Consider the following 12,023-nt stretch of genomic DNA (forward strand, 5'->3'; position numbering starts at 1 on the left):
TTTACGACTTATGCTGAAAGAAACGCTCGAATAAAACAATAAACACACAGCCTACCGCATAACAAGCTATGTCCGCCCAATCGAACGTAGAACCCAGAATGATTCTGGCTGCACGGTTCGTAATCCCCAATGTTTCCACCAACCGGAAGTATTGCAGCACTTCCACAAAACAGGCAAAAAGAAAGACATAAAACGGCATCCGCGGAATTCCTGTCGGGAGAAATATCCTCATAAAACTATACACCAGCACTACCACCAGCATATCTCCGACATAAGGACGTATGAAATTGTCACGCACATATAAAGCTATCAATACCTCGATGCAAAAGATCAGCAGAAAGCTGATTATATAAAAAAATCTTTTCTTCATTATTCACTCAATCACAGGGTTAAACATTCATTTGAGTCTGCGAATATACGATAAAATAGATCGAATACGTTCAAATATTACTAAATGATTGATCCATAAAAGAGAAATAATTGTATATTTATAGTTCCAAGTATTTTTCCACAAACAATAAAAAAACAGAAAGGAGATTGAACACATGATGTTGAACATAGATTTCGTCATTCGTTTATTGGTCGCCGGCATACTGGGGGCGATCATCGGACTGGATCGTGAATACCGTGCCAAAGAAGCCGGATACCGTACTCATTTCCTCGTATCGCTAGGCAGTGCCCTGATTATGATTGTTTCCCAATACGGGTTTCAGGAGATTATAAAAGAAAGCAGTGTCACGCTCGACCCCAGTCGTGTGGCGGCTCAAGTCGTCAGTGGCATCGGATTTATCGGTGCGGGAACCATCATCTTCCAAAAGCAGATTGTACGCGGACTGACTACCGCCGCAGGAATCTGGGCAACTGCCGGTATCGGACTGGCAGTAGGCGCAGGAATGTACACCATCGGCATCGCTGCCATGGTATTGACCCTCATCGGACTGGAATTACTTAGTTACCTGTTTAAAAGCATCGGAATGAAAAGCTCGATGGTTTCTTTCTCTACTTCCAACAAAGACACTCTGAAACAGATAGCGGACAGATTCAACTCTAAAGACTACCTGATAGTCTCTTACGAGATGGAAACGTTGCATAAGGGTGAAGCAGAGTTTTATCAAGTGAGTATGGTCATCAAGTCGAAACGAAATAACGATGAAGGACATTTGCTTTCATTGATACAGGAGTTTCCGGAGGTAACAGTGCAGCGAATTGAATAAGTCCCTTTACAAAAAACAATAGAGACAAGAAAAGCAGAAGAAACAAGGAGGAGTATTTTAATTCTAAAATATAAAGAGATGAAAACCTATTTCTGCTTTTCCGTCAGATACTTCCAATAACGTACAGGCATATCCTGCCTGTGCTTTCTCGGGTTCATACGTTCTTTGATACAAATGGCCTTGAAATAAGTTTTCCAGAGTTGTTGGAAAAGTTTCTCATCCTTGTCCATCAGACTTTCATCCAGCATCCCCGTAATCAGATGGGATTCACGGCTGTCATCATCAAACGAGACGGTTGTCACCTCCTGCAAGTCATAATAAAAACCATAACGGCGTTTCATGTCGTAGATAATCCACTTCTGATCGGCAAAACGGTCTTTGAAATGGTGGACGGTAAGAGGAAGCGCATTATACTGCGGTTCGAAAGCCGCAAAGAATGTACCATCCGCAGCTTTCTGAAAACGGACAAACTGCATCAGGTGCACACGTTCGCCATCCACTTTCTTCCATATTTGCGCCAATCGCAAAACGTCCGGATCGCCAAAATTGGTTTCGATGGAACGGGGTGAGTCGATCGCTTTACGGATATAACGAAAAATGAGCATCCCTACCTCCGGAAGCTCCGACAGCCAACTTTGTGTGAGGCAGCCCAAAGCAGATACAGAGACTTTCTTCTGCAATCCCCGCCACACACGCCCTGCCTTCTCTTCATCGGTAACTACGGTATGCAACTCATCATAAAATAAGGGCAAAGCATCTCCTTCCGACAACAAATCATCGGGAAAGGTCTTGCGAAAATAGGCGTCGAACACGGCAGTCAGCAGACCATCAAAGCTTTTATCGTAAACGAAAACTTTCAAGATTTCTGATTTATGATTTATGGGTTATGAATTATGATTTATGATTTATGATTTATGGGTTATGATTTATTTTTAGGCACGGATTACAGGGATTAATGCGGATTCTTTGCAGCAATGACAACACTAAAAACCGTGTAATCCGTGTAATCCGTACCTAAATTATTATATAAGCTAATCAACATACTTAGTAATTCGTTTAATCAGAATTCATAAATCATAAATCAGAAATCAAATCGTAATTGGCGTTCATCCACTTTCTTTTTTGGTTTCGGGAGCAATAAGCTACGTACCCGTTGCGGTGAAAGTTCGTTCACAGTCAGCATTTGGAGAGGCAGCTCTTTGCAGGTGATGAAATATTGCGCCTTCTTCATCACCACTCCTATCTTCTTCAGTTCATAAAAACCCAGTCGCGAAAAACGGCGGGAGGCGACAATCAACTTCGCCGACTTCACTCCCACTCCCGGTACACGGAGCAACATTTCGTAGTCCGCTTTGTTGATGTCGACAGGAAACTGCTCGGGATGGCGCAAAGCCCACGAGAGTTTCGGGTCTATCTCGAGGTCGAGATCCGGATAGGCATCATCCACAATTTCGTCCACCTTGAATTGGTAAAAGCGCAATAACCAGTCAGCCTGATAGAGCCGGTTTTCACGTACCAAAGGCGGTTGCTTCAATGCCGGAAGACGTTTATCGTATGTATTCACAGAAACGTAGCCCGAATAGTAGACACGCTTCATGGTCGGCCGTCCGTAAAGAGCCGACGAAAGAAAAAGAATATCTTTATCCGACTCGGAGGTAGCACCCACAATCACCTGGGTACTTTGTCCCGCAGGCGCGAAACGGGGTGCATGGCGAAACTTCTGCCGTTCTTCCTTACTCTCCAACACACCTTGCTGAATGTATTTCATCGGAGCAAATACACTTTTATGATCTTTCTCCGGTGCAAGGAGTTTCAGGTTTTCTTCTTTGGGAATTTCGACGTTGACACTCAAACGGTCGGCATACAGTCCGGCCTCATTCACCAATTCACGACTGGCACCGGGAATACTCTTGAGATGAATATAACCGTTAAACCGGTACACTTGCCGCAAATCTTTGGCTACACGCACCAGTCTCTCCATCGTATAGTCCGGATTGCGGACCACTCCGGAACTAAGAAACAACCCTTCAATGTAGTTACGACGATAGAATTCCATCGTCAGTTCCACCAATTCCGAAACGGAAAATGTGGCGCGGGGAAGATCGTTGCTACGCCGGTTGATACAGTAGGCACAGTCGTAAATACAATAATTGGTAAGCATGATTTTCAATAGCGAGATACACCGCCCGTCCTCGGCAAAGCTGTGACAGATCCCCCATCCTCCGACAGTGTTTCCCAGCGTGCCCGGCTTATTGGAGCGCACCGTACCACTGGAAGAACAGGAAACATCGTACTTGGCAGATTCCGCAAGTATCTTCAGTTTAGCTAAGACGTTTTCGTTCATAATTCCCAATCTTGATTCTTTTCGCAAATATACGATTTAATTTGAGACGCGTATAGAAGAAAAAAAGTTTAGCAAATATATCAATACAAAACAAGTCAAATTTTATGATACAAAAAGCTACGCTTAAAAAAGGAGTTTAATAGATACAATATTTTATTACATAGATCAAATAAGATAATAAAATAAATCGATTATTTTATCACAACAAATATATTTTCATTAACTTTGCAAAGTCAACACAAGAAGTGTTGCATTAATAAACAATTTAATTTTACACAAATGAAGACTTCAAACGAAAACGAAGAAGAAATGGAAGAACGAGAATGGGTTATCAATGGTTTTAAAACCTTCTCTGCCGTAGCGCAGGAGTATTTTCCCGAATATTCTAACGCTGACACAGCCAGCAAAAGAATGAGAAACGAAATAGAACTCGACAAACTGCTCTTCGACGAATTAAAAGCCGCACACTACGTACACGAAACAACACGTCTAAGTCCGAAGCAACAGCAGATCCTTTTCATGACCTGGGGACCGGAAAAAATAATCCTACGTTAGCGCATCACCCATAAGTAAAGATTTACTGCATCCTGACACCTCCGAAAACACAGAAAAAACGTGTTGAACGAACTATATTATATAGATTATTATATTTTAGTATTTATATATGTTCGGTTGGTGGTTCGACTACTTTTTTTCGAGCGTTGCAAACGCATGACAGACAAGCAGTTGAGCCACCTCCAGGGGGTGTTCGTTTGGCTGTTCGATTTTTTGTCAAAAAAAATGCTAAAAAGAAAGCCGCATGTCCCCGAATAGAGCCTCTATTTACGGCAAACAGAGGTTCTATTTCTAATAAACAGAGGCTCTGTTTCATCCCAACAGAATCTCTGTTTTTCTATTCATTCCCCCAATCTCATCTTTTACACCCGCGCGGTGTCACACAGAACAACATTATTTCCGTCCTACAGCCCCCAATACAGCCCAAATACCACCATACCGTTCAAAACACCTCCATCCCAGCCAAAAAAGATTTGCACGAACAGCCATTCATACACTACCTTCGCAGCCGCATCCGACAATGTATGCACATGGGAATAACCCCAAACAACAACAAGTAAATAAAAATACGCCTCAATGAAACAACTTCCAGAAAACCTCCTGCACGAAGGCTACATCCTGATTCCCAAAGCACTGTTAAAACGTCAGATAAACGACAAAGCGCCGGGAGAACTGGAAGCGCTCCTCCAAGTCCTGATACACGCCAACTACTCGGAAACCACGTACAAGATTCAGCAGATCGACATCGTATGCCAACGCGGAGAATCCGTCATCAGCCAGCAACACTGGAGCCAACTCTTCCAATGGAGCCGATCCAAAACCCTCCGCTTCTTTCAAAAAATCCAGGAAGAGGGCATTATCAAGATCATCCCGCACCAGAAAGGAATCTTCCACATTCATATCAACAACTATGATTTCTGGACCGGCTGCATCTCTCCGGAAGCCCGCGAAGAAAAAAAGAAAGAAAAATCCGAAGTGTTCGACGTTTTCTGGGATAAATATCATGAAACGATGCAAAAACCCAAACAGTACGTCGCCCGTGCCCGCCGCGAATGGGACAAGCTCACCAAAGAGGAACAACAGACAGCCATCGACCACATCGAGGAAGTCTACTACCACACCAACGACACACGTTTCATCCCCCTTGCCGCCACCTACCTGAAAGACAAGGCTTTCTTAAACGAATATATAGACTAAAAAACATCGAAAAGAAATGCAACCACACGCCAGCGAACTCGAAGAAGCCATCATCGGAGCCTGCCTGATAGAACAGGAGGCTCTGCCACTCGTAGCCGACAAGCTACGTCCCGAAATGTTCTACGACGATCATCATCAGCTGATCTTCGCCGCCTTAATAGCTATGTATCAGGCAAACAAAAAGATAGATATTCTCACCGTCAAAGAAGAGCTCACCCGTCGCAGAGTGCTCGAAAAGATAGGCGGGCCGTATACCATCGTACAACTAAGCAGCCGGGTAGCCTCCTCCGCCCACATCGAGTATCACGCGCAAATCGTCCACCAGAAATATCTGGCACGCGAAGCCGTAGTCGGCTTCAACAAACTCCTCACCTGCGCCATGGATGAAACAATCGACATTGACGACACCCTCATCGACGCGCACAACCTGCTCGACCGCCTCGAAGGCGAATCCGGACACCACGACCACATACGCTGCATGGACACCCTAATGACCGACACGCTGAAAGAAGCTGAATTGCGTATTGCCAAAAGCGTGAACGGCGTCACCGGCATCCCCACCGGACTGACCGAACTCGACCAGAAAACGGGCGGTTTGCAGGATAGTGATCTGATAGTGATTGCCGCCCGGCCTTCTGTAGGTAAAACGGCTTTTGCCCTGCACCTGGCACGCAGCGCGGCAATGGCGGGCAATGCGGTGGCCGTCTACAGCCTTGAGATGCAAGGGGAACGCCTTGCCGACCGATGGCTGGCAGCAGCAAGCAACATTAATCCTTACCGGTGGAGAAACGGAATACCTACCCTGCAAGAGATGGAAAATGCCCACACCGCAGCTTCAGAACTATCAGGACTCCCCATCTACGTGGACGACAGCACTTCTGTCAGCATGGATCACATTCGCTCAAGTGCCCGGCTACTGAAGAGCCGCAATCAGTGTGACGCAATTATTATCGACTACCTGCAACTCTGCGACATGGCTACCAAGCAGGCCAACCGCAACCGCGAACAGGAAGTGGCACAAGCCACCCGGAAAGCCAAGTTGCTGGCCAAGGAGCTGCATATTCCCGTCATACTGCTTAGTCAGCTGAACCGCGAGTCGGAGAATCGCCCCGGAGGACGTCCGGAACTGGCACACCTGCGCGAGAGCGGAGCTATCGAACAGGATGCGGACGTCGTGATGTTGCTTTACCGACCAGCGATGCAACGCATCGTCACCGACCGGGAAAGCGGTTACCCGACAGAAGGACTGGGGGTGGTTATCGTTGCCAAGCAGCGTAATGGAGAGACTGGGAATGTATATTTCGGACATAATCCGTCGATGACAAAAATATATGACTATGTTCCGCCATTGGAATATTTGGAAAAACATGCTAAATAAAACAATCTATTATACAAATAATCAAGACATTTTATCAAAATAGTATTGATACATATCCGGTGCAAAACTTTTTATATTATCAGAGAAAATAAAACCATATTTACTTGACTTCTCCTCTCTGATTTTGTATATTTGTAGTATCAAAAAGAAAACATATAATTATTCACTTAAACCTTAACTTTTCAAATTTATGGATGTATTAGTAGAACGCTATCAGCGCAGAAAGTATGTAAATCAGGAGGATGCTCCGTTACTGTATTACATACGTCAGAAATCAGGCAATGTAAGAGTGATGGACGTTGATACGATGGCTACCGCCATCGAAAGTAAATCGTCACTGACTGCCGGAGATGTGAAACACACCATTGAGGCATTTGTGGAACAGTTGCGCCTGTCGCTCACCCAGGGCGATAAGGTGAAGATTGACGGATTGGGTACGTTCCACATCACGCTGACTAGTGACGGTACGGAGACTATGAAAGATTGTACGGTGCGCAGCATCCGCCGTGTCAATGTCCGCTTTGTTGCCGACAAAGCGTTGAAGCTGATGAATTCGAGCCATACGAGTACACGAAGCGAAAACAACGTGGACTTCGTCCTAGGCGGAAAGGGAGATGGAAGCGATTCCGGAAACGGTGGTTCGGACGATGATTCCGGCAGCGGTTCGGGGGGCAATAAACCGGGCGGTGGAGAAGCACCGGATCCAGCAGCGTAAATAGGCTGCCCGCTCTATCTTCTTTGGCAGAATGAAACTTCATCCTTAGAAAAAACAGTATCACATGGTTTCAGGAACTGATCCATGTATGGTTCCTTGCCATGTGGTTGCTGCTTTTCTGTTTTTCTCTTTCCCGCATTTTCTCATGTTCTTTATTTCTCCGATTTTTTCATTCTCGTGTTTTTTAGTTTTCCTATTTTTAGTTTCTCTTATTTTTTAATTCTCAATTCTCAATCTTTAATTTTTAATCTTTAATTCAAGAAAGATGTTAGACAAAATCATTGATATCATTACAGCCATCCTCCCTTTTTTCGGAGGTCGCAAAAAACGTCAGCAAATGATGCAGGACGTCAAAGAGTTCAGCGAACTAGTGAAAGAGCAGTATGGCTTCCTTATGAAGCAGCTCGAAAAGGTGCTCAAGGATTATTTCGATTTGAGCGACCGTGTAAAGGAAATGCACTCGGAGATTTTTTCATTAAAAGGCAAACTTTCGGAAGCTGTCACTTTACAGTGTGTCAATAAAGAGTGTATTCAGCGCAACAATGGTTCCGAATCCGCATCATCATCCACTTCTTTAATACCTGCCTAACGCATGAGAACTATTAATCTGATTGTCGTTCATTGCTCCGCTACCCGCGAGGATAAATCTTTCACCGAACATGATTTGGACGTTTGTCATCGTCGCCGCGGCTTCAATGGTGTGGGTTATCATTTTTATATTCGTAAGAACGGGGATATTAAGTCTACCCGTCCGTTAGAACGGATCGGTGCACATAGCCGTGGTTTCAACCGGGAAAGTATCGGTATCTGCTACGAAGGCGGACTGGACTGCATGGGACAGCCGAAAGACACGCGCACTTGTTGGCAGAAACACTCGCTACGGGTTCTTATCCTGACTTTATTAAAGGATTTTCCGGGATGCCGTGTCTGCGGACATCGTGATCTTAGTCCTGATCTTGACGGAGACGGTGAGATTGAACCGGAAGAGTGGATCAAGGCTTGTCCCTGTTTCGAAGCGAGCAAGGAGTGGGATAAAGAATAGGTTTCTTTTTTCATTTACATACTCTATTGTTAGTTGTTATTGGTTAATTGTTATTGGTTATTAATCAAGAAAACCCGGACTTTCGCAAGCTCGGGTTTTCTGCATCTTGGGAACGCCTCCTTTACCTATAGGGAAATGGGGGACTAGCAATTTGATTCTAGTACAACAAAAAGACGCTCCGAGAGTAAAAATAAAAAGGGATACCTGTGGGAAATGTGGGAGGTATCCCTTTTCTAAAGAAGAACAAAGAGGAAGGATGGACTTTCACAAGCTGTGTCCTTCGCTTTGTTCTGGGGTAAAAATATCTTCACACACAAGTGAAGAATGGGTTTATTTGTTTTTTCTCAATATATAATATATTATGAGATTCTCTATCCTATTAGTCTACCCATTCGGCAACTGTAACAGTCACTACTTTAGCCTCTACCGTTCCCCATGGAGAAGTAGGAATAGCCTTTACTTTGACTGTCATAGCCTTATGATTCTGGGTAGCATCCGGGTTCTTCAATGTAAGCTTACCGGTTGTGCCGTCCAGAGCAAAGTTATCATTATCTTCACCAGCTACCAATTCAAATGCTACAGTGAAGCCAAATACTTTTGCACCATTAGAGTCTTGATAGTCACTGGAAGCACCACTAGAAGGCCAAAGCTGACGTGGAGTAGCTGAAGCATCTTTCCATACTAATGCGCTTGAGACATCAACACCATTTCCTCTTTCTGCAGCAGAAGATACATCAAATGCCAGCTTGTCTTTATCTTCTGTATCAACCTTGTAATCAAATGTACCGTTCATCTTAGCAGTATTGAATACAACAGGAATTGTTTTGGTAGAAATAACTTTCTCTCCACATTTTGCTTCTACTTTTACGCTAAAGCCAGCACCACCGACAGGATAACGATTTGTTACTGAAAGCGCACCAGAAGTTGCATTAAGAGTTACACCAGTCGGAGTTTCACCTACAACAGAGAATTCAAATTCTCCACCAAGAGAGGTTAATGTACCATCATTTCCATTCTCACCAATAAGATCCTTATAGTTACTGAAAAGTTCAGTCAGATCTCTTTCGGCAGTCACTGCAGTTATTGGACTACTACCTGTTTCCTTAAGATTCAATACAGCCTTGGTTCCATCCCAAGCATTTGAGTTAGCCAATGTAAGATCAGCTTCTGCAGGATATTTAATATCTATATCTGTTGACAATACAATACTAATATGACCAGCAGTATTTGTAATCTTGGTAGTCACCTTACCTGTATAAGTGGCACCTGCGGGAACCTCCAATACAAGATTATTACCAGCATCCTTATTAAATTTAATATCCGGAATTGTCACAGGAGTGGCAGATGCCGGTGCTGCATCAGCCGGAGCAATACGTTCAAATGTACATCCACTGAAATTACCAATACCACCCAAAGCGGTTCTAAGCGCAGTAACCTTCTCGGTATTCAATGCAAGTTCTTGTTTAGTGCTATGCCAAACAAGTGAAGCATCCGGATCAGCAAGTTCAATAGTTGTTGGAGCTTGTATATCGATCAATGTAACTGTTCCGCTGTAAGTCTTCTGTGTGAATGATTTATCACCTGTTACACCCGCAGGCGCTTTCGCTTTTACAGTAGACGTTGCCTGACAATTATCACCTAGCGTTCCATCAGCATTGCCTTTTAATACACCAGTCTCGCCATTCATTGTAAAGCTACTTGTACCAGCACCAGTTACACCGAAAGTCACGCTGAACAAATTATCTACAGAGATACCGAATTCTTCGGGCTTAGTCTTAGTCAAAGCTTGCCCTTCAGTAGCTCCAGTACCAGCATTGATTGATGATTTCACTGTCATCTTATAATAAGAGCCTGTTGCCTTATAATCAATACTTGCATTTTTAGCCACTTCACTTGCAGCTGCATTTACTGATTCCCATTGAACCTCTTCAATATACATATTCTCCTTCACGGCAGCAAAGTAGTCTGAAGTAATATCATTCAAGGTTGTTTCACCTTTATCCTTTACTGTAAGTGCTACCGCATAGCTTTTATCAGCAGTACTGGCATCCAAAGTAACTGCGATTACATTAGATTCGCCCGTTACAGCTTCTATCTTTTTAATCGCAAAGTGCGTACCAGTTGCACGAGTCAATTGGTGATAGTCGGCAGCAATCAAGTATTTTCCTTCCTCGCCTTTAATCAATTCAGCAACGGCAGATTGCGGTGATACACGGAAATTCACTTTCACTTCGTTAGCATTGAGTACAGGACTCCAATCGGCTGGTTCATTATTAGTACCATACTTCACATAGAAAGTATTGAAGTTAACAGTTCTGTCAGCAGACTCCGGAATGTAAACGATGCTTTGAATCATACCTTTGATAGCTTTGATTTCAGCATCAAGTCTGGATTCAAGGCCTTTTATAACACCGCCAACTTGTTCGGATTCGCTCTTTATAATATCTTTAACCGCCTGGCTAAATGTACCTGTTGCAGGTAATTCGAGTGCTGCCAATTGTTTTTTCGTATCATCAATTTGCTTGATAATATCCGCATAACTCTTATAATCGGCATCCTCTTCAGTACTTACATAAGCATTGATAGCATCTAAAAGATTATCCAGTTGAGTTTGTTTCCCGATGGCTTCTTCACTAAAGAGCTTCTCATAAACATCTTTCACGAATGTTTCCAAAGTCGTTTTCACTCCGTACTGGGCAGTCAGGTAATTGTTAATACCACTCAACTCTGTAGAAATACCTTTCTGAACAGCTTCTGTTACGTATTGAGCTATTTTCCCCCATTTAGAAGTGTCGTCTCCCTCGTGTTGAAGGGCATTTATGATAGCTTGGTTTACATAAGCCCCAAAACTGGTACTTTCGTAAGCACTTGCATCCTTTTTACCAGATGTAATGTATGCCTGTTCTGCTGCAATCAGTTCAGATAATACGGTTTTAACATTCTCAAGTTCTTCAATCTTCTTTTCCAAACCACTGACACCATCCTCACCTTTGAGAATCTTTTGCAGAGTGGTCAGTTGATTTTGAAGGTCTGCCAATCTTGTTGCCAAATCTTTAGCTTTATCGCCTGTGGCATCTGCCAAAGCTTGTTCCAGTGCAGCGATTTTTTCTTTCAAAGTTTTTTCACCATCCGGATTTTCCACAAGTGCGCTCAAGTCATTCAGTTGTGTCTGCAAATCCTGTTTTGCCTTTTCAACTGCGTTCTTCATGTCTTCTGTACTTACCGGACTGGTTGATGTGATTTTATCGACCTGCTCCTGCAAGCCTTTAATATCATCATCGTAGTCCTTACAGCTTGTCACCACTGTACTGACTGTAAGCGTCAATGCCCCGAAAAGCATTACCCTAACAAAATTTTTCTTCATAACTACTTAAAAATTACATTAATAATATATTATTAAACACTAAGTTTCAATAATAGCTACCCGTTACTTTGTAGGTAACGGAGAAACCTTTGTGCCTGCTCTTCGGGAGTAGTCAATACTGAAAAATGATACGATAAGCAATGAAACTTTTTTACCCCTGCTTCTGAAAGGCAGTAGAGGGAAGGAGATCTTTTGCAAAAATTTAGAAGTTAAC

General features: G+C 43.5%; 11 protein-coding genes. 7 read left to right on the forward strand and 4 right to left on the reverse strand.

Translation table 11 applies throughout. The features are described 5' to 3' along the window. Position 1: 1 nt before the first annotated feature. Positions 2-370, reverse strand: a complete 369-nt coding sequence (locus KFO40_RS13910; RefSeq protein WP_008644359.1) for a DUF2809 domain-containing protein — start codon at positions 368-370, stop codon at positions 2-4. Between the two features lie 175 nt (positions 371-545). Between KFO40_RS13910 and KFO40_RS13915 the strand changes: the two genes are divergently transcribed. Then, positions 546-1,214, forward strand: coding sequence for an MgtC/SapB family protein (locus tag KFO40_RS13915; protein ID WP_004314765.1), 669 nt, complete (start codon positions 546-548; stop codon positions 1,212-1,214). Between the two features lie 86 nt (positions 1,215-1,300). On the opposite strand, the gene KFO40_RS13920 is transcribed toward KFO40_RS13915, so the two are convergent. Beyond that, positions 1,301-2,074 (reverse strand): TIGR03915 family putative DNA repair protein, encoded by a 774-nt coding sequence (locus KFO40_RS13920; RefSeq protein WP_211146486.1) that lies wholly within the window; start codon positions 2,072-2,074, stop codon positions 1,301-1,303. Positions 2,075-2,295: 221 nt separating this feature from the next. Beyond that, positions 2,296-3,558: a putative DNA modification/repair radical SAM protein gene (locus tag KFO40_RS13925; protein ID WP_004314762.1), complete on the reverse strand. Its 1,263-nt coding sequence runs from the start codon at positions 3,556-3,558 to the stop codon at positions 2,296-2,298. Positions 3,559-3,837: 279 nt separating this feature from the next. On the opposite strand from KFO40_RS13925, the gene KFO40_RS13930 reads away from it, so the two are divergent. The 6 genes from KFO40_RS13930 to KFO40_RS13955 all read left to right on the forward strand — a co-directional run bounded on the left by KFO40_RS13930 (position 3,838) and on the right by KFO40_RS13955 (position 8,445). Further along, positions 3,838-4,113: a DUF4248 domain-containing protein gene (locus KFO40_RS13930; protein WP_008644351.1), complete on the forward strand. Its 276-nt coding sequence runs from the start codon at positions 3,838-3,840 to the stop codon at positions 4,111-4,113. Positions 4,114-4,689: 576 nt separating this feature from the next. Beyond that, positions 4,690-5,310, forward strand: coding sequence for a hypothetical protein (locus KFO40_RS13935; protein ID WP_087323522.1), 621 nt, complete (start codon positions 4,690-4,692; stop codon positions 5,308-5,310). 16 nt (positions 5,311-5,326) lie between these two features. Further along, on the forward strand, positions 5,327-6,688 hold the full coding sequence (gene dnaB / locus KFO40_RS13940) for a replicative DNA helicase (RefSeq protein WP_211146487.1): 1,362 nt from the start codon (positions 5,327-5,329) through the stop codon (positions 6,686-6,688). A 190-nt stretch (positions 6,689-6,878) separates the two neighbouring features. Next, entirely contained in the window at positions 6,879-7,403 is a 525-nt protein-coding gene (locus tag KFO40_RS13945) for an HU family DNA-binding protein (RefSeq protein ID WP_008644339.1), read from the forward strand. Between the two features lie 265 nt (positions 7,404-7,668). Further along, on the forward strand, positions 7,669-7,992 hold the full coding sequence (locus KFO40_RS13950; protein WP_004314756.1) for a hypothetical protein: 324 nt from the start codon (positions 7,669-7,671) through the stop codon (positions 7,990-7,992). Positions 7,993-7,995: 3 nt separating this feature from the next. After that, a complete protein-coding gene (locus KFO40_RS13955) occupies positions 7,996-8,445 on the forward strand; it encodes an N-acetylmuramoyl-L-alanine amidase (protein ID WP_004314755.1) in 450 nt (149 codons plus the stop codon). Between the two features lie 379 nt (positions 8,446-8,824). Here the strand turns inward: KFO40_RS13955 and KFO40_RS13960 are convergent, their stop codons facing one another. Next, positions 8,825-11,809, reverse strand: coding sequence for a hypothetical protein (locus KFO40_RS13960; protein ID WP_211146488.1), 2,985 nt, complete (start codon positions 11,807-11,809; stop codon positions 8,825-8,827). Positions 11,810-12,023: the final 214 nt, after the last annotated feature.

This window comes from Bacteroides sp. 1001302B_160321_D4, from assembly GCF_015667765.1.
Taxonomy (GTDB): Bacteria; Bacteroidota; Bacteroidia; order Bacteroidales; family Bacteroidaceae; genus Bacteroides; species Bacteroides xylanisolvens.